Raw genomic sequence first — 19295 nt, forward strand, 5'->3', positions numbered from 1 at the left:
ACAAGAAGAAAATAGTTGAAAATAGAAATATTATGCCGTCTGAAACTGGAATATCATCTTGGCGTATCAATTTTTCAAACAGGTCTCAGTGCCGTCTTGGAAAGCTTGGGAAAGCTGCTACAATAGCCTCCTTTCAAAACACACCTAAACACAAGGAAAATAATGATTTACGCTATCATAGCTATTATTATCGGTCTCGTTTTGCTGGTCTGGAGCGCCGACCGCTTTATTGACGGTGCGGCTGCTACCGCCCGCCATTTCGGCATGTCCCCGCTGTTAATCGGTATGGTCATTGTCGGTTTCGGTACATCGGCACCGGAAATGGTCGTTTCCGTGATGTCGGCCTTAGACGGCAGCCCGGGTATTGCCTTGGGCAACGCCTATGGTTCCAATATCACCAACATTGCTTTGATTTTGGGTGTCACTGCCCTTATCAGCCCGATTATGGTGCAAAAACAAATCGTTAAAACCGAACTGCCAGTATTGCTGGTGATTACCGCCTTAGCCGCGTTCCAATTGTTTGACGGTTATTTGAGCCTGATGGACGGCGTGGTATTGCTGCTGGTGTTGCCCGGCTATATGGGATGGACAGTGAAAACCAACCTGAAAGGTGCCGACAACATCGTGGAAGACCTTTCCGATGAATTGGAAAACAGCAAAATGCCATTGAAAAAAGGTTTGTTTTGGTTGGTTGTCGGCTTGTTAATATTGGTTTTGAGTTCGCGTCTGCTGGTATGGGGAGCCGTTACCGTGGCACAAAGCATGGGTGTCAGTGACTTGATTATCGGTTTGACCGTAGTTGCCGTTGGTACATCATTGCCGGAGTTGGCTTCTTCTATTGCCGCCGCGCGTAAAGGCGAACACGACATTGCTATTGGTAACGTGGTCGGTTCCAACTTATTCAATACCTTAGCCGTAGTGGGTTTGGCTTCCGTGATCCACCCGATGGAAGTGGCACCGGAAATTCTTACCCGCGATGTCGCCATCATGTCGGGCTTGACCGTGTTGCTGTTTGTCTTCTGCTTGGGTAAAGGCCGCGCAGGTCAAATAGGCCGTCTGAAAGGTCTGATTTTGCTGGGTTCGTATGCAGCTTATACGGGTTATTTGATTAGCACTAGTTTTTAATCTATATATTCTATATATAAGGAATAAAAAAGAGCAGGGAGAATCCTGTTCTTTTTGTTTTTAGGCTTGAAAGATTGGGATTTTTCAGACGGCATTATTGCTGTGCAAGCAAAAGCATATGAGCAATTTTTGTTACTCTATAATATGCTATTCATCAAATTGCGGCCATTGAAAATCTATAGCAACTGTTTAGTTGAGAGTATATTGATGACAAAGTAGAAAAACGAATCAGTCCGTCTGAAAACAAAACCGGATATGCCAATCGACATATCCGGTTTTCAATTTGGTGGGTCCGGTGGGTTTCGAACCCACGACCAAGGGATTATGAGTCCCCTGCTCTAACCCCTGAGCTACAGACCCGTCAGAAGCAGGGGCGTATTGTATCATAATTTAACGGCTTCGCAAGATTGCGTCATAACGGAATATTCGGCAAATCTCGAGTGATGGAAGGTTATATGGTTTCAACGCCGCTCAATTTGTCAAAACGCGTTATAATTCAGGCCAATTGTTTCGGCAAAGCTTAATGGAAAGGCCGTCTGAAAAACATTGGGCTGAAAGAGAGTAAAGATGAAATACAAAGACTTACGAGATTTTATCGCGCAGCTTGAAGCGCAAGGCAAACTCAAGCGGATTTCCACGCCGGTGTCGCCGGAGTTGGAAATGACCGAGATTGCTGACCGCGTGTTGCGCGCGGAAGGGCCGGCGCTCTTGTTTGAAAATCCGGTTCGCGCCGATGGCACGCGCTACGGCTATCCGGTGTTGGCAAACTTATTCGGCACGCCCGAGCGTGTAGCGATGGGGATGGGCGAAGGCAGCGTGTCGAAATTGCGCGAAATCGGCCAAACGCTGGCTTATTTAAAAGAACCCGAGCCGCCAAAAGGTATTAAAGATGCGTTTTCCAAACTGCCTTTGTTGAAAGATATTTGGAGTATGGCGCCGAACGTGGTGAAAAATGCGCCTTGCCAAGAAATCGTATTGGAAGGCGAGGCGGTCGATTTGTATGAGCTGCCGATTCAGCACTGCTGGCCGGAAGACATCGCACCTTTGGTCACGTGGGGTTTGACCGTGACCCGCGGGCCGAATAAAAAACGCCAAAATCTCGGCATTTACCGCCAACAATTAATCGGCAAAAACAAGTTGATTATGCGGTGGCTGTCGCATCGTGGCGGTGCGCTGGATTATCAGGAATTCCGTAAACAGAATCCCGATGCACCGTATCAGGTGTCTGTGGTGCTGGGCTGTGATCCGGCCACCATTTTGGGTGCGGTGACGCCGGTGCCGGATACCTTGAGCGAATACCAGTTTGCCGGTTTGCTGCGCGGTTCGCGTACCGAATTGGTGAAATGTATCGGTAATGACTTGCAGGTGCCGGCACGGGCTGAAATCGTGTTGGAAGGCGTGATTCATCCGAATGAAACCGCGCTGGAAGGCCCTTACGGCGACCACACCGGCTATTACAACGAGCAGGATTGGTTCCCCGTGTTTACCGTCGAGCGTATCACCATGCGCAAAGACCCGATTTACCATTCCACCTACACCGGCAAACCGCCTGATGAGCCTGCCGTGCTGGGTATGGCACTGAATGAAGTGTTCGTCCCGCTTTTGCAGAAACAGTTTCCCGAGATTGTCGATTTCTATCTGCCGCCGGAAGGCTGCTCTTACCGCATGGCGGTGGTGTCGATGAAGAAGCAATACGCCGGACACGCCAAACGCGTGATGATGGGGTGCTGGAGTTTCCTTCGCCAGTTTATGTACACCAAATTTATCATTGTGGTTGATGAAGATGTGGATGTGCGTGACTGGAAAGAAGTCATCTGGGCGGTCACCACACGCATGGACCCGGTGCGCGATACCGTTTTGGTGGAAAACACGCCGATTGATTACCTTGATTTTGCCAGTCCCGTCAGCGGCTTGGGCGGCAAAATGGGCTTGGATGCCACCAATAAATGGCCGGCCGAAACTGACCGGGAATGGGGGCGAGTGATTGAAAAAGATCCCGCTACCGTGGCCAAGGTCGATGCCATGTGGAAAGATTTGGGCTTGTAAAATAGTATTGGAAGGCTGTTTGAAAAATGTTTTTCAGACGGCCTTTTTGTTTTTGTCCGCTTGTTTTGCTCAAAATCAAGAGTTTTCTAAATAAGAATATTTACATTAAAATAATCTGACATTTATTGTGATACATCAAAGTTAGAGGGTAGAAGGTTGGAATTATACTGTTACTAATAAATATTTAATCCTGATTTTACGCATACAGGAGCTTAACGATGGACAAGAAAATAGGCTTTAAGCCGATTTCTACTGCGGTTGCGGTGGCGTTGGCTTTATTGATTTGGTTTGTGATTCCCGTGCCTGAAGGTGTAACACCGGACGGCTGGCATCTGTTGGCGATGTTTGTCGGTGTGGTGGCGGCGATTATCGGAAAAGCTATGCCGATTGGTGCGATTGCGATGATTGCCATTACTTTGGTGGCGCTTACCGGCGTGACCAACGACACGCCTTCGGGTGCGATTAAAGATGCGCTTTCAAGCTTTTCCAGCTCGCTGATCTGGCTGATTGGTGTGGCGATTATGATTTCGCGCGGTATTCTGAAAACGGGCTTGGGTGCGCGCATCGGTTATCTGTTTATCGCCGTGTGGGGTAAAAAAACTTTAGGCATCGGCTACAGCTTGGCTTTATCCGAATTGCTGCTGGCTCCGGTAACACCGAGCAATACCGCGCGTGGGGGCGGCATTATCCATCCGGTAATGAAGGCGATTGCCTCAAGCTACGATTCCGATCCGGAAAAAGGCACGCAAAACCGCATGGGTAAATATCTGTCGCTGGTTAATTACCACAGTAATCCGATTACGTCGGCCATGTTTATCACGGCTACCGCACCGAACCCGCTGGTGGTGGAATTGGTGGCTAAAGCAACCAACAGCGATATCGAGCTTAGCTGGGGTACATGGGCGTTGGCGATGTTTGTGCCGGGTTTGATTGCCATGATTTTGATGCCGGCCGTGCTGTATTTCATTGCGCCGCCGAAAATAAAAGAAACGCCCAATGCCATGCAGTTTGCCAAAGACCGCTTGAAAGAGCAGGGACCGATGAGCCGTGGTGAATGGATTATGCTGGGTGTTTTCGGGATTTTGCTGTTTCTGTGGGCAGGCATTCCTGCATTACTGTTGGGCAAAGCGTATGCCGTTGACGCGACAACCACCGCCTTTATCGGCTTGTCACTGCTGTTGCTCTCGGGTGTATTGACGTGGGACGACATCCTGAAAGAAAAAAGCGCGTGGGACACCATCACTTGGTTTGCCGCATTGGTGATGATGGCTACATTTTTGAACAAGCTCGGTGTGGTGACCTGGTTTTCAGGCTTGTTGGAAAGCGGCATCGCCAGCACCGGCATGGGCTGGATGGGGGCATGTGCCTTGCTTTTGCTGGCTTATTTATACGCGCACTATATGTTTGCCAGTACCACCGCCCACATTACCGCCATGTTCGGCGCCTTCTACGCCGCAGGTATCGCCTTGGGCGCGCCGCCGATGCTGTTTGCCTTATTGATGGCTGCTGCGTCCAATATTATGATGACCTTAACCCATTACGCCACCGGTACCGCGCCGATTATTTTCGGCTCGGGCTATTCGACGTTGGGTGAATGGTGGAAAGTCGGTTTTATCATGAGTGTGGTCAATCTGCTGGTGTTTGTGGTAATTGGCGGCATTTGGTGGAAACTGTTGGGCTATTGGTAAGATGATTGGCTATTGAGGCCGTCTGAATATGATTGTTCGGACCTGAGACCTTTGCACAATCCCTATTTGGGCACATTTCTTCGTTGTGCGCTGCTCGAAAGCTTGGCTATCTTTATGATATGTCTTCGCTTTTTGTGCTGCTGCAACTTTGAACCGAACTCAAATCCAGGATTTTGCAAAGGTCTCGGCCTTTTACAATGTTTCGCTGCTATCGGCTTGTTTTTGCTATATAATGCCGACCTTGATAAAGTTTTTATTCCGCATCCGATTTCATGAAACTGTTTCCGACCTACCGACGCTGGTGGCGTTTTAAATCGTTCCGCAACGATGCCACCTTACCGGCGCACTCGGTGGATTGTCCTGATTGCGGCTGCCGCACCGACATTCCGTGTCTGCAGCAGGGGCAGGAAGCGCACTGCCCGACGTGCAATCATGAGTTGGTGCAGGTCGAAAAAAATCCCTACATCGCGCCGTTGGCTTATGCAACCACATCGCTGATTTTAATGGCTTTTGTTTACACTATGCTGTTTATAAAAATTGAGATGATTGGCGTGCTGTCGATTTTGACCTTGCCGGAAATGATGCGGCTGTTGGTGTTGCAGGAATTCGGTTTTTTGGCCGAAGTGATGTTTATTCTGACCTTCGGTACACCGTTGCTGTTTTTACTGATGTGCGTATACGTCTATTCGGCCTTGGTGATGGAAAAAATGCTGCCGGCGCTGTTTTTCTGCACACGGGTGTTGGTTCGCTTGCGCCATTGGATTATGGTCGATGTGTTTTTTGTTTCTACCTTGGTGGCTTATATTAAATTGTCGTCGGTATCTGAAGTCACGTTCGGCCCGGCTTTTTACCTGATGCTGGTGTTGGCGGTGATGTTGATTCGCACATCGGTATCGATTCCGCAGCATTGGGTGTATTATAAAATTCACCGTATTTTAGGCCATAATGCCGTTCAGACGGCGTCGGATGACAAGATTTGCTGCAGCCGTTGTCTGTATTTCCGTGATGCCCGCGAGCAGATTTGTGGTGTGTGCGGTGCGGATTTATACCGCCGCAGGCCGTATAGTTTGCGCATTTCGCTGTGTTTTTTGGTTGCGGCGGCGATTTTCTATGTTCCGGCCAATTTGCTGCCGATTATGATTTCGTCCAACCCGACCGCGCTGGAAATCAACACCATCTTGAGCGGCATCATTTATATGTGGCACGACGGAGACAAACTGATTGCGGTGATCATTTTCAGCGCCAGTATCTTGGTACCGGTGTTGAAGATTGTGACGATGGCGGTGTTGATTGCATCTGCCTATTTCAAACCGCCACTTGCTGTGCCTTGGATGTCGGTGATGTATCGGATTACCGAAGCCGTCGGCCGCTGGTCGATGATTGATATTTTTGTCATTATTATTTTGATGAGTGCATTTCACACCAATATGGCACGAGTGGTGCCGGGTGAAGCCGTTGTGTATTTCTGCTTGGTAGTGTTGCTTACCATGCTTTCCGCTTATTTTTTCGATCCGCGCCTGATTTGGGACAAAGTTTCAGACGGCCATAATGAACATGAACGATAATCTAAACCAACCTGACAATGATTTACCACCACCACCGGCACGCATTAAGAAAACCAACGTGTTTACTTCGGTGGTTTGGCTGATTCCGCTGATTGCCCTGATTGCGGGCGGTTGGTTGCTGATGAAACAAATCCGCAATACCGGCCCGACCATCACGCTGCTGCTCGACAGCGCCGATGGCATTGAAGTCAACAATACCGTAATTAAAGTGTTGAACGTTGATGTCGGCCGCATCACCAAAATCAAATTGCGTGACGACCGCAAAGGTGTTGAAGCCACTGCGCAATTAAGCGCCGATGCGCAAGATTTAATCCGTAAAGACACTCAATTTTGGGTAGTGAAACCGCGCATCGACCAAAGTGGCGTAACCGGCTTGGGTACACTGCTTTCCGGCTCATACATCGCCTTTACCCCCGGTATCGGCGCGGAAGAAGAATCGGTGTTTAAAGTATTGGATATTCCGCCGATTGCCGCTATCGGACAACGCGGCCTGCGTCTGAAATTGGTCGGATCGAATGACAAGATTTTAAATGTCAGCAGCCCGGTTTTGTATGAAAACTTCATGGTCGGGCAGGTGGAAAGCGCGCGCTTCTACCCCGACGACCAAACCGTGCATTACACCATCTTCATCCAAAGCCCGAATGACAAGCTGATTAATACCGAAAGCCGTTTTTGGTTGGAAAGCGGCATCAACATCCAAACATCAGGCAGCGGCATCCAAGTAAATTCCGCGCCACTGCCGGCTTTGCTGTCAGGCGCGATTGCATTTAGTTCGCCGAAAACCGATGATACCCAATCTGTCAACAATGAAGACACCTTCACGCTTTACGACAGTCGCAGCGAAGTAGAAAACCTGCCGGACGACCGCTCGCTTTACTACACCGCCTTTTTCAAACAATCCGTGCGCGGTTTAAGCGTAGGTGCGCCGGTGGAATACAAAGGCATCAACATCGGCGTGGTGTCGGATTTGCCGTATTTCGCCCGTAACGACAGCCTGCAACTGTTTGCCAACGGCTGGATTCCCGTACGCATCCGCCTGGAGCCGTCGCGTTTGGAAATGAATGCCGATATGCAGAGCAAAGCGTATTGGCAGCAGCAACTTCAGACAGCCTTAAACCGCGGCCTCACCGCTACCATCGCCAGCAATAATCTGATTACCGGCAGCAAATTGGTCGAGCTGACCGACGAACCGTCTTCCTTGCCGAAGTTGAAACCGCATACCGTGTACGGCGGCGATACCGTGATTGCCACGCGCGGCGGCGGCTTTGACGATTTGCAGGCACAATTGTCGAATCTGTTGGAAAAATTCAACAAGTTGCCGCTGGAGCAAACCGTTGGCAACCTGAATACATCGTTAGCCGAACTGAAAACCACTTTGCAATCCGCCACCACCACTTTGAATTCGGTGGATAAATTGGTCGGCAAATCGCAAACGCAGAATATTCCGAAGGAAATCAACCAAACCTTGAAAGAATTGCGTCAAACCCTGCAAGGCGTGTCGCCTCAATCGCCGATTTACGGTGAGGTGCAAAACACCTTACAGAGCATTGATAAGACGCTGAAAGACGCACAGCCGGTGATCAACACGTTGAGAGAAAAACCGAATGCGTTGATTTTTAATAGCAATACTAAAGATCCGATCCCGAAAGGAAGCCGATAATGCGCCTTTTAGCTTTAACCTGCGCCGTGTTGCTCGCCGCCTGCAGCACACCGCAAAGCACCCGATATTTCGTGCTGCCCGACAGCCAATACATTCAGCCGCACCAAGGCGGCGAGGTGGCGGTAAAGGTATATTTAGCCGAGCCGCTGAATCAAGGCGGGCTAGTGTATCAGACCGATGCGCATCACCTGAATTTTGCCAAAAACCATTTGTGGGTAAGCCCGCTTGATAGCGCGTTGGCCAACAGCTTGAGCAACAAACTCAACCGCTTAAACCGCCAATACACCTTTATCCCTTCCGGCCGCAGCCAAAGCAGACAAGTGTTGAAAGTGTATGTCGAAGCGTTCAACGGCAGCTACCAAGGCCAAACCGTGGTCAGCGGCTACGCACTATGGCCGAACGGGCAAAGCAAGCCTTTCCATGTCAAAACGCCGCAGCAGGGCGACGGCTATGCAGCCATGGTCGATTCTTTAGAAACCGGTTTGAACCGCGCTGCTGAATTAATGGCTTATTAAAAATACAGGCCGTCTGAAGATATGTTTTTCAGACGGCCTGAACCTTTGTAAAACTCATTGAAAAGCCATTGCACAAAAACAGACGTCATTCCCGCGCAGGCGGGAATCCATTTTTGAATATGGCAAACTATTGAATAAAATAAGTTTCTGAAATTTTAAGATGGATTCCCGCCTGCGCAGGAATGACGTCTTTTTTGGTTTTTATGAATGGTTAATGAGGTTTTACAAAGGTCTCTGCCCTTTACCATAAAAGTTACCGATTCAAAAACGGCTCAACCGAAGCCCAAACTGCCGGAAAATTGACGGCAAAAGTCGGGTGCGGCGTATTCGGAATTACCGCCAAATCAGCGTTCGGCAGCATTTTATAGGCGGCGATAACGGTATCCAGCGGAGCGTTTTGATCGTCTTCGCCCACTACCAGCAATACTGGTGACTGCACGCGGCTAAATGTTTCCGCGCCAAATTCGGCTTGGTTATAAGCCGCGTTTTGTTGCGCCACCCATTGCGCGGTTCGTTGCGGATTTGGGCGGATGGTTTGCTGTTGCGCCCAGTAGGCAGGGTCTAGTTTTTGCAAGATGGCAAACGGCGCACGTTCTTTGGTGCCGCCTTGAATGAAACCGCGTTTCCATTCACCGGCACCGATGGCGATGATTTTGCCGCTCTGCGTCGGATAGTCTGCCGCAAACTGCAGCGCGGTGTAGGCACCGTCGCTGAAGCCTAAAAAGTCAGCTTGGCTGATGCCCAGTTGACGCAACACGGTGGCGGTGTCTTTGGCTTTTTGCGCGTAGGTTGGCAGCACTTTGTTGCTTTCCGATTTGCCGTGACCGCGGGTGCTGATGGCGATGACTTGGCGTTGTGGACGCAAGCGGTCGATAAATTCGCTCATTTCGGCGGTAGAGCCGACCATGCCGCCGTGCAACACAACAACCGGTTTGCCTTGACCGTACACTTCGTAATAAATCTTGCTACCGTCTGAAACGGCGTAGCGGCCGGAGGTGGTGGTGTTGCCGTAGTCGGTGCTGCTTTGGTAGCTTTGCTCGGTTTGGCCGAAGTAGCGCAAAGGCTCGGCATGGGCGGCGGTGGCGAATAGGGCGGCCATCAGTAAGGTGGTGAAGGTTTTCATGATCATTCCCAGATTCATATCAAGCATAATAGGCCGTCTGAAAATGCTGTTTTTTCAGACGGCCTGATAGATTAAAACTGATAATGCGGTTTGCGCAGGAAGCGGCCGCCATTCGGTTTCACTTCCGCATCATACACTTGCTCTTTCCAATCGCTTTCGGACAATTCCTGATAATCAATGGTAATCCACTCATCGGGCGTGTTCAAACGTTCGCTGATAAAGGCGGTCAAATCGTCGGCAAATGATTGCAGTTGCTGCTTGTTCAAACCTTTTGGATAACATTTAATGGCAATATGCGGCATGATGGGTTCCTTCAAAAATGGTTTTCAGACGGCCTGTTGGCTGCCTGACTCGATAACTGTATTGTAAATTAAGCTGAATTACTTGATAATCAGCAAGATAAGATAAACAGTTTTAAGATTTTCTTAATAATGGAGCACCTGAAACTCATCGCCATTTTCAACGCCGTACTCAAACACGGCAGCATGAATGCCGCAGCGCAGCATCTGAACATGACCGCCAGCGCGGTCAGCCAGCATATTCAAAAGTTGGAAAAACATTACCAAATCAAATTGTTAAACCGCACCACCCGCAGTCTTGCGCCGACGGAAGAGGGAAGGATTTTGTGGCAGTATGCGCAGCGGCTGGCCGATTTGGCGGCGCAAACCGAACAGGCCATGCAGAATCTGCGTGCCGAGCCGGCAGGTGACGTGCGCATCACGCTGCCCGACGGTTATGTGCAAACGCCCGTCATCCGCCAAACGATTGCATTATTGCGCGAGCATTATCCGTCCATCCGCCTGATACTTATCGAAGACAACCGCCTGAGCGATTTACATGCCGACTACAGCCCTGATATTGCCATCCGTGCCGTGCCTGAGCCGGACGATGACCGCCTGATTGCCCGTCCTTTGGCGCATTGGCCGACTATGATTTGCGCATCGCCAGATTATTTAAGTCACCACCCGATTGCCACTCCGCAAGATTTATCGCAGGCGCATTGGCTGAATTTTCAGGATTCGGTGTTGCTCGATACCTTAAAACAGCTCGGTTTGCCTAAAGTATTGCCGCCAAACCGCACCGATTGCCTGAACCATTCCGTCACCGCCCGCGAGTTGGTACGAGTCGGTTTGGGCTTGGCGGTGTTGTTGGCGGGCGATGTTGCGCCTTATATTGCAGACGGCAGTTTGGTGCAGGTATTGCCACACCATCCGTTGCCGGTGCGCACGATTTACGCCGTCACCGCCTACCGCGGTCAATCGGCCAAAATCCGTGTAGTGCTGGAAACTTTATCGCAATGTTTTGCGGCACAATAAAAAAGGCCGTCTGAAATTTCAGACGGTCTTTTATGTAGAAAAATCAATGGTGTTTGTGTGAGGTGCTGTACACAATTTTATCAGTCCACGCCATGGCGACGGCGGACACTAAGAAGCCCATGTGGATGATGAATTGCCACATCATTTGTTTTTCGGTGAGGTTGGCGGCATTGATGAAGGTTTGCAGCAAATGAATCGATGAAATGCTGATAATCGACATCGACAGCTTCACTTTCAATACCGAAGCGTTCACATGGCTGAGCCATTCGGGCTGGTCGGGGTGATCGTCAACGCGCAGGCGTGAAACAAAGGTTTCGTAGCCGCCAATTAACACCATTACCAACAGATTGGCAATCATCACCACGTCGATCAGGTTGAGAATCGTCAGCATGATGGTGTTGTCGTCCATTTGGTTGAGGTTGACCACCAAATGCCACAGCAATTTCAGGAATTTATAGGCGTAAATGGCTTGCACCACCGCCAAGCCCAAATAAATCGGCAGTTGCAGCCAGCGGCTGGCGAAAATCAGGCTGCCCAAGAAGTTGCGTTGTGGCTGAGGCCGGTAGGGCTGGTGCGATGGCGGGGTGTGTGGTTCGTGTGTATGTTCGGTCATGTTGGATAGTATAAAATAATCAAAGGCGCGTATTTTAAATGAATTTTTGCTGGAAATCCAATCTCTTAATCAATAGGTAACCGAGGCCGTCTGAAGTTTTCAGACGGCATGCAGTATAGACGGAGAAAGCCGATTTCATTAAAATATTCAAAAATTTTATTCAGATTACCTATTGATGGAAACAACGTTTTACTTTTTGATTATTATCGGTTTTTTGGCCGGATTGATGGATGCGGCAGTGGGCGGCGGCGGTTTGCTGCAAATCCCCGGGCTGTTTAATATCCTGCCGGGCACGCCGGTGCCGACCGTGTTGGGCGTGGGCAAAGTGGCGTCGTTTTCCGGTACGGTCACCGCGACCTGGCAATATGTGCGCAAAATTCCCGTGCCGTGGAAAATGCTGCTGCCGGCGGCGGTGTTGGCGTTTATCGCTTCGTATCTGGGCGCCAAATCAGTGGCGTTTTTCCCGACCCAATACATGAAGCCGATTATGCTGGTCATCATGATTGTGATGTGTCTTATACTTTTTTAAAGAAAGACTTAGGCCAAATCCAGCGTACCGCCAAACTCACGCGAAAAGAAACCTTGTGGGGCTTGTTTTTCGGCGCATTAATCGGCTTTTACGACGGCATTTTCGGGCCGGGCACAGGCAGCCTGCTGGCGTTTATTTTCGTGCGTTTTTACGGCTATGATTTTCTTACCGCCAACGCTTCGGGCAAGGTCATCAATACCACCACCAATTTTGCCGCTTTAACTTTTTTCGTGCCGCATGGCCATGTGGTGTAGGCATGGGCGGTTCCGTTGGCCGTAGCGAATTTGTGCGGCGGCATCATCGGTGCACGGTTGGCGATACGCGGCGGCACCAAGTTTCTGCGCTACGGTTTTATGTGTTTGCTGGTGTTGATCATCGGTAAGTTTGCTTGGGATTTGCGGGTGTAAACAAGCATAAAAGAGGCCGTCTGAAACATGTTGTTTCAGACGGCCTGAGACCTTTGAAAAACTTCAGATTTGAGTACAGTTCGAAGTTAGAGCGGTGCAGAAAGCGCAAACATATCATCTAGATAGGCAAGCTTTCGAGCAGCGCATAACGAAGAAATGTGCCAAAGATGAAGATTTTGCAAAGGTCTCGGTCTTGCTTATATTCATCTAATCAAGCGTTCAAATTCACCGCATGTTCGCGTGTTTCGTGGAACACAATGTCCGGCCAGCGCTCTTGGGTCAAGCCAAGGTTCACACGGTTGGGCGCGAGGTAGGCGAGGTTGCCGCCGGCATCAATGGCCAAGTTACCTGCGTTGGCTTTTTCAAATTCGGCCAGTTTTTTCTTGTCGTCGCATGATACCCAGCGCGCCGACCAGATTGAAGCGTTGTCGAACACGGCTTCTACGCCGTATTCGGCCGCCAAACGCGAGGTCACGACTTCAAATTGCAATACGCCGACTGCGCCCAAAATCAAATCTGCGCCCGATTGCGGTTTGAATACCTGCACCGCGCCTTCTTCGCCAAGCTGCTGTAAACCTTTTTGCAGTTGCTTGATTTTCAGCGGGTTTTTAATGCGAACGCTGCGGAACAGTTCCGGCGCGAAAAACGGAATGCCGGTAAACGCCAGTTGCTCGCCTTCGGAAAAGCTGTCGCCGATTTGGATATTGCCGTGGTTGGGAATACCGATGATGTCGCCCGCATAGGCTTCTTCCACCAGCTCGCGGTCATGCGACATAAACGTCACTACGCTGGAGGCGGCGATGTCGCGGTTGATTCGCAGGTGTTTCATTTTCATGCCGCGCTCGAATTTTCCGGAACAAACGCGCAGAAAAGCAATGCGGTCGCGGTGTTTCGGATCCATATTGGCTTGGATTTTGAACACGAAACCGGAGAATTTTTCTTCGGTCGGCTCAACCACGCGCACGGTGGCATCGCGGCCTTGCGGTGCGGGTGCCCAATCGATTAAGGAATTTAAGATTTCTTGGATGCCGAAATTGTTAATCGCTGAGCCGAAGAATACCGGCGTGAGTTCGCCCGCCAAAAATTCTTCCAAATCAAACTCGTTAGACGCGGCCTGCACCAATTCGATTTCGTCGCGCAACTGTTGGATTTCCAAAGGAAAACGTTTTTCCAATTCCGGGTTGTCGATGCCTTTAATTACGTCAAATTCGTGCGGTAAACGCTCGCCGCCGGCTTCAAACAGATACACTTCGTCATTCAGAATGTGATACACGCCTTTGAAATTTTTGCCCATGCCGATCGGCCAAGTCACGGGCGCGCAGCGGATTTTTAAAATGTTTTCCACTTCGTCGAGCAATTCCAGCGAATCGCGCACTTCACGGTCGTATTTGTTCATAAACGTGACAATCGGCGTGTTGCGCAGGCGGCAGACGTTTAAAAGCTTAATCGTTTGCGCTTCCACACCTTTGGCGGCATCAATCACCATCAAGGCGCTGTCAACCGCGGTCAATACGCGGTAGGTGTCTTCCGAGAAGTCTTGGTGGCCGGGGGTGTCAAGCAGGTTGACGGTGTGGTCGTTGAAGTCGAACTGCATCACCGACGAAGCTACGGAAATGCCGCGTTGCTTTTCGATGTCCATCCAGTCGGACGTGGCGAATTTGCCGGTTTTCTTACCCTTCACCGTACCGGCGCTTTGAATTGCACCTGAGAACAACAACAGTTTTTCGGTCAGCGTGGTTTTACCTGCATCGGGGTGGGAAATGATGGCAAAAGTGCGGCGGCGGCGCACTTGTTCGGGGATATTCGGCATAATGATTTTTCTAAAAATTTCAGGCCGTGGTTCAGACGGCCTGCCGGATAACAAAAAGATGCGCAATTGTACAAAAAAATGCTTAAAGATTCAATGTTTGGATAGATAGGGGCCGTCTGAAAATCATGTTTTCAGACGGCCTTATTTTAGCCTGCCAGGCTTCACGGCCCACGCCGGCGGTGACGATGTATTTCATTTCCAAATAATCGTCCATGCCGTATTTCGAGCCTTCACGGCCGATGCCCGATTGCTTGATGCCGCCAAACGGCGCGGCCACGTTGGATAAACCGCCGGTATTGACCGCGACCATGCCGTATTCCAAAGCTTCTTGGGTGCGGGCGATGCGGCCGATATCGCGGCTGTAGAGATAGGCGGCCAAGCCGAATTCGGTGTCGTTGGCGAATTTTACCGCTTCTTCGTCGCGGCTGAAACGGAATACCGGCGCGAGCGGGCCGAAGATTTCTTCTTTGGCGAACTTCATGTCCTGCGTGGCATCGCGTAACACCGCAGGCTGCATAAACAGGCCGTCTGAACCGCCGCCGCACAATAATTTGCCGCCTTTTTGCTGCGCGTCATCGATGAATTCCTTAACCTTTTTCACTGCTTCTTCGTCAATCAACGGGCCGATGTCGGTGCCGTCTTCCCAGCCGTTGCCGACTTTGAGTTTTTGCACGGCACCGGTGAATTTTCCGATAAATTCGTCATACACGCTATCTTGTACATAAAAGCGGTTGGCGCAGACGCAGGTTTGTCCGGCATTGCGGAATTTGCTCGCTACCGCGCCTTTGACTGCTTCGTCGATGTCGGCATCGTCCAATACGATGAACGGCGCATTGCCGCCCAATTCCAATGAGATTTTTTTCACGCTGCCGGCACATTGTGCCATCAGTTTGCGGCCGGTTTCGGTCGAGCCGGTAAAGCTGAATTTGCGCACACGCGTATCTTGTGTCAATACGCCGCCGATGTCGCGCGACGAGCCGGTGACGATGTTCAACACGCCTTTCAGAATGCCCGCGCGTTCGGCCAATTCGATAATAGCCAGCGCGGAAAGAGGTGTTTTGGAAGCAGGGCGGATCACAAACGTGCAGCCGGCAGCCAGTGCCGGTGCGACTTTGCGCGTAATCATGGCATTGGGGAAGTTCCACGGCGTAATCGCGGCGCATACACCGACCGGCTGGCGGATCACCTGCACGCGTTGGTCGGCGGATACCGCCGGAATGGTGTCGCCGTAAATGCGTTTCGCTTCTTCGGCAAACCACTCGATATACGACGCGCCGTAAGCGATTTCGCCTTTCGCTTCGGCCAAAGGTTTGCCTTGTTCCATGGTCAGAATCATGGCCAAATCGTTTTGGTATTCCATCATCAAATCAAACCAGCGGCGCAAAATGCGACTGCGCTCTTGTGCGGTTTGCGCCGACCATTCGGGCAGCGCGGCATAGGCGGCATCCACTGCTTCGCGTGCTTCTTGCCCGCCCATGTCCGGTACTTCGCCGACGGTTTCGCCATTGGCCGGATTGATGACACGGATGCTTTGGCCGCTTTTGGCCGGCAACCATTGGCCGTTGATGTAACAAAGATTTTTCAATAAGCGCGGGTCGTTCAGTTGCATGGAATAATCCTTTGAAAAGTTTCAGACGGCCTCAAGGGTGAATGGCTCAAAACTACACTTTCACATCGGGCTTGTCAATGTTGGCATCTTTGAGAGGCTGCTCAAAAAGTATCAGGCCGTCTGAATATTCAGACGGCCTGATACTTCAATAATTTGATTAATGACGGTGTGGTTGGAAACCTGCCGGTGCTTCTGCGCCCTCGGGTAAGCCAAAGGTTTTGCGCAAAACGGTTTTATAAAACTCAAATGCTTCTTTGGCACCTTGAATGGCTTCTGCTTCTGCTTCTGGTGACAAAGACAGCGCGTTTAAATGCTCGACAAATTCGCGCCAGTGTTTGCCGCGGCCATCGGGGTGTGGTGCCAGATGGCGTGCGCCATGTTCGCCGTTGTAATCCAGTTTTTGCGCGTGTTTAAACAGAAAGGCTGCACCTAAGTTAGAGCCTTCGGCGCAGTAGAGCCAGCCGATGGCTTTATTACCGATTTCCTGTGGCAGGGCTTTCTCATAGGTATAAGGCAGTTCACCCAAATCTTGCAAATCCTGTACCACTGCATTGTGGCGTGCCATATAAGATAATTGGGGAATGGCTTGGTTGAGCTCGGGATCTTGGTAGATGTGGTCGACCGCTTTGTGAAAAACCGATTGTAATTTGAGAAATTTAACATAGTTTTCGCGGCCGTCAAACGGAGCTACCGACATCACCAGGTTATCAACTGTATCATGAATGGTGGTAGTTTGTTCTTTTAAGCGCTTGGCAAAAGTAGATTCAGTATGGTTTTCATCTGTAGCTTGCATGGGCTGTCCTTTATTAATTGAAGTGAGTCAAAAGAATGAGTATTTTCAGATGGCCTGTGAATCATAGGATAGGCCGTCTGAATGAGTTAAAATTTGTATTCGAGTGAAAAAGCGTAATTACGGCCGGGTGCGTAGTAACGCTGCAGGCCTTTGTTGTCTCTATCAACGGCATTGGTGGTGCTGTAGCTGTAAATGCCGCGTAATGAATCCCAAGTGTGATATTGACGATTGAACAGGTTATATACACCACCGCGCAGGGTCAGGTTTTTGGTCGGCTTGTAGTAGCCGAACAGGTCGAATACGTAGGCAGATTTATTTAGCCACGGATAGGCTTCGACGGTTTTGGTAAAGCCTTTGTTGTTAGAGCCTTCGTAAACGGTATATTGGGCATCATTCGCTTTTTTCCCACCCAGATAGGTCAGTCTCGACATTACCGCCCATTTGTCGCTCGGGCTTTCGTAGTCGATACCGGTGATGATTTTCAGCGGTTGTGTGGAAAGCAGGCTGTTGTCGCCAGAGAGTTTGCTCTTGGCGTAACCCAATGCACCGAAGAGTTTCCATCCCGCCGGAACCGCAGGCCAGACTTTGTCGGCATTCAGACGGCCTGAAAACTCGATGCCGCGGATACGGGCTTTATCGATGTTGGTCATGTGCCAATAGAGCTGGCTGCGATGCGGACTACATCCTGACCAATATTGTGAATACCAATCACAAGTAGGGTCAACGACTGTTTCCAAATACTGCTCTTCCGACAAGAAATGGCGGTAGTTGCTTTGGTAGAGATTCAAATCCAAATGCCCGGCCGCACCTTGCCCTTGCAGGGAAAGATTGTGTGTGACGCTGCGCTCAGCCTTTAATGAAGGATTGGCAACCCAAGTCGCTGCCCCGTTGTTGAATGTGAAATACATTTCCGAAGCTGTCGGTACGCGGTAGCCGGCCGAAACGTTATAGCCTGCACGCCAGCCGTCGGCAAATTGCCAGCCTAAACCGGCAAACCCCGACCAGCCCGAGAAGCTGTTGGCATCGGGTTTTTCCGCGCAGTTGTTGCACTCGGCATTCAAATCTTGCGGCGTCATTTTGGTATGATCGTAACGCACTCCGATGTTGCTGGTGAGGGTATCGTTCCAGCGGGTGTGGTCGGACAACGAAAAGCCGTAATTACGGGTTTTGACCGGATACTGGATGGTGTTGGTGCTGCGGTATTTTTCACCTTTCCAGTAAATATCATCTTGATTGAGATTTTCGAATGCGCGCTCACCGATAAAGCTGCGTAAAGACAAAGTATGCTCACCACCCCATTGCAGCGGCTGGCTGTCGAAGCGAACACTTAAGCGCTTGAGACGTGTCATCATGTCGCGACGGTATACATTGTCTAAATCGGGCTGATCCCATAAATAAGGTTTCGGCCATTCGTCGGATGACCAATCTTGTAGGTAAGTACCTTTATAGTTGATTGCACCAACATGGGTTTTCTGGTAATCGGCATCCATGCGCAGCAAACCCAATACATCGGAATCTGGTGTGTATTCATAATAGGCATTGAAGTTGCGACGTTTATGCCGGTCATCGGCATGCCGCCAGTTGGATCCTATCAGGTTGTAAGAATCTTCGATGGTGTAGTTGTTGCCCTGTTGGCCGTTGATAGATGCACCGATGCGGTGGTTCTCGTTGAGCTGCACGCCTGCTTTGGCCAAGAAACTGTGGTATTTGTGTTTGGCTGCATCAGGAATACCGCGTGCGGAACCGCGGATATTTTCGCCTTCACCTTCTTTGACAGCTGCATGACCACGTCTGCCGTGGCTTTCGGTTTCGTGGCCGCGGCGTTGAGAATAGAGTAAAACACCATCAAAACGGCCGGTATCCCACGCTACGCCTCCGGTATTGGCCCATTCAATATTACGGCTGCTGTAACCACTTTTTAAAATGCCGCCGAATTTCTGTTCTGAATCCAAAATGTCACGAGCGTCCAACGTTTTATAATTCACGCTGCCGCCGAGTGTCCCACTGCCGGTGTTGAATGAATCCGCGCCTTTGGCAATATCGATTTGGCGTACCAATTCAGGGTCAATTGCCAAACGTGAGCTGTTGAAATTGCCGTAGCGGGCATACAGCGAATTTTCTTCGGAATCAGGTAAATTAACGCCGTCAATGCTTATGCCGACACGGTTGCCTTCTACACCGCGCATGGCAAAGCCTTTCTGATGGCGGCCACTGTCACTTAAACCTACATCTGGTGTATAGCGCACCAAGTCTTTGTTGTCGCGAATCATCTCGGTTTGAATCTGTTCGAGTTGCTTACGCTCAACGGAAGGCGGTGTCATGCGCTTGCCGCGTACGTTAACTTGCTGCAATTGCAATGGATGCGCAGCTTGGGTTCTGTCTGGGTATTCGTCTGAATTGATTTCGAATGCTCTAGTTGGATGGCTGAACAACAACCCGATTATTGCAGCCAAAGGAAGGATATGTGGTGTTTTCATAGGAGATGCGCTATTACAT

Annotated in this window: 14 protein-coding genes, 1 tRNA gene and 1 pseudogene; 8 read left to right on the forward strand and 8 right to left on the reverse strand. The window is 50.2% G+C overall.

Annotated features, from left to right (window positions below):
- Window positions 1-162: 162 nt before the first annotated feature.
- On the forward strand, window positions 163-1125 hold the full coding sequence (locus ACFPVS_RS07860; protein ID WP_096294714.1) for a calcium/sodium antiporter: 963 nt from the start codon (window positions 163-165) through the stop codon (window positions 1123-1125).
- Window positions 1126-1409: 284 nt separating this feature from the next.
- Here ACFPVS_RS07860 and ACFPVS_RS07865 read toward each other — a convergent pair.
- A tRNA-Ile gene (locus tag ACFPVS_RS07865) sits at window positions 1410-1485 on the reverse strand.
- 207 nt (window positions 1486-1692) lie between these two features.
- On the opposite strand from ACFPVS_RS07865, the gene ubiD reads away from it, so the two are divergent.
- The 5 genes from ubiD to ACFPVS_RS07890 all read left to right on the forward strand — a co-directional run bounded on the left by ubiD (window position 1693) and on the right by ACFPVS_RS07890 (window position 8599).
- The gene (gene ubiD, locus ACFPVS_RS07870; protein ID WP_096294715.1) at window positions 1693-3171 is read left to right on the forward strand and encodes a 4-hydroxy-3-polyprenylbenzoate decarboxylase; all 1479 of its coding nucleotides are present in this window, start codon (window positions 1693-1695) and stop codon (window positions 3169-3171) included.
- 230 nt (window positions 3172-3401) lie between these two features.
- A complete protein-coding gene (locus ACFPVS_RS07875; RefSeq protein WP_378595574.1) occupies window positions 3402-4859 on the forward strand; it encodes a DASS family sodium-coupled anion symporter in 1458 nt (485 codons plus the stop codon).
- 272 nt (window positions 4860-5131) lie between these two features.
- Window positions 5132-6424: a paraquat-inducible protein A gene (locus ACFPVS_RS07880; RefSeq protein ID WP_096294716.1), complete on the forward strand. Its 1293-nt coding sequence runs from the start codon at window positions 5132-5134 to the stop codon at window positions 6422-6424.
- Complete coding sequence (pqiB, locus tag ACFPVS_RS07885; RefSeq protein ID WP_378595570.1) at window positions 6414-8084, forward strand: intermembrane transport protein PqiB; 1671 nt, start codon at window positions 6414-6416, stop codon at window positions 8082-8084. Before ACFPVS_RS07880 ends, pqiB begins: the two co-directional genes overlap by 11 nt.
- Window positions 8084-8599 (forward strand): PqiC family protein, encoded by a 516-nt coding sequence (locus ACFPVS_RS07890; RefSeq protein ID WP_096294717.1) that lies wholly within the window; start codon window positions 8084-8086, stop codon window positions 8597-8599. Before pqiB ends, ACFPVS_RS07890 begins: the two co-directional genes overlap by 1 nt.
- Before the next feature lie 253 nt (window positions 8600-8852).
- Here the strand turns inward: ACFPVS_RS07890 and ACFPVS_RS07895 are convergent, their stop codons facing one another.
- Window positions 8853-9722 carry an alpha/beta fold hydrolase gene (locus ACFPVS_RS07895; protein WP_096296074.1) on the reverse strand — a complete coding sequence of 290 codons (870 nt, stop codon included), beginning with the start codon at window positions 9720-9722 and terminating at the stop codon, window positions 8853-8855.
- Window positions 9723-9793: 71 nt separating this feature from the next.
- Window positions 9794-10024, reverse strand: coding sequence for a tautomerase family protein (locus tag ACFPVS_RS07900; protein ID WP_096294718.1), 231 nt, complete (start codon window positions 10022-10024; stop codon window positions 9794-9796).
- A 129-nt stretch (window positions 10025-10153) separates the two neighbouring features.
- On the opposite strand from ACFPVS_RS07900, the gene ACFPVS_RS07905 reads away from it, so the two are divergent.
- Window positions 10154-11038, forward strand: a complete 885-nt coding sequence (locus ACFPVS_RS07905; RefSeq protein WP_096294719.1) for a LysR family transcriptional regulator — start codon at window positions 10154-10156, stop codon at window positions 11036-11038.
- 43 nt (window positions 11039-11081) lie between these two features.
- Here ACFPVS_RS07905 and ACFPVS_RS07910 read toward each other — a convergent pair whose 3' ends face one another.
- The gene (locus tag ACFPVS_RS07910; protein ID WP_123804157.1) at window positions 11082-11651 is read right to left on the reverse strand and encodes a TIGR00645 family protein; all 570 of its coding nucleotides are present in this window, start codon (window positions 11649-11651) and stop codon (window positions 11082-11084) included.
- A 175-nt stretch (window positions 11652-11826) separates the two neighbouring features.
- On the opposite strand from ACFPVS_RS07910, the pseudogene ACFPVS_RS07915 reads away from it, so the two are divergent.
- A pseudogene (locus tag ACFPVS_RS07915) lies at window positions 11827-12587 on the forward strand (sulfite exporter TauE/SafE family protein).
- Window positions 12588-12798: 211 nt separating this feature from the next.
- Here ACFPVS_RS07915 and ACFPVS_RS07920 read toward each other — a convergent pair.
- The 4 genes from ACFPVS_RS07920 to ACFPVS_RS07935 form a co-directional block, all read right to left on the reverse strand.
- Entirely contained in the window at window positions 12799-14397 is a 1599-nt protein-coding gene (locus ACFPVS_RS07920; protein WP_378595571.1) for a peptide chain release factor 3, read from the reverse strand.
- Window positions 14398-14479: 82 nt separating this feature from the next.
- The gene (locus tag ACFPVS_RS07925) at window positions 14480-16006 is read right to left on the reverse strand and encodes an NAD-dependent succinate-semialdehyde dehydrogenase (protein WP_096294721.1); all 1527 of its coding nucleotides are present in this window, start codon (window positions 16004-16006) and stop codon (window positions 14480-14482) included.
- A 157-nt stretch (window positions 16007-16163) separates the two neighbouring features.
- Entirely contained in the window at window positions 16164-16799 is a 636-nt protein-coding gene (locus ACFPVS_RS07930; RefSeq protein WP_096294722.1) for a biliverdin-producing heme oxygenase, read from the reverse strand.
- An 86-nt stretch (window positions 16800-16885) separates the two neighbouring features.
- Window positions 16886-19276, reverse strand: a complete 2391-nt coding sequence (locus tag ACFPVS_RS07935; protein WP_096294723.1) for a TonB-dependent hemoglobin/transferrin/lactoferrin family receptor — start codon at window positions 19274-19276, stop codon at window positions 16886-16888.
- Between the last annotated feature and the right edge of the window lie 19 nt (window positions 19277-19295).

Origin of the sequence: Neisseria weixii, from assembly GCF_042658245.1 — a bacterium.
Taxonomy (GTDB): domain Bacteria; phylum Pseudomonadota; class Gammaproteobacteria; order Burkholderiales; family Neisseriaceae; genus Neisseria; species Neisseria weixii.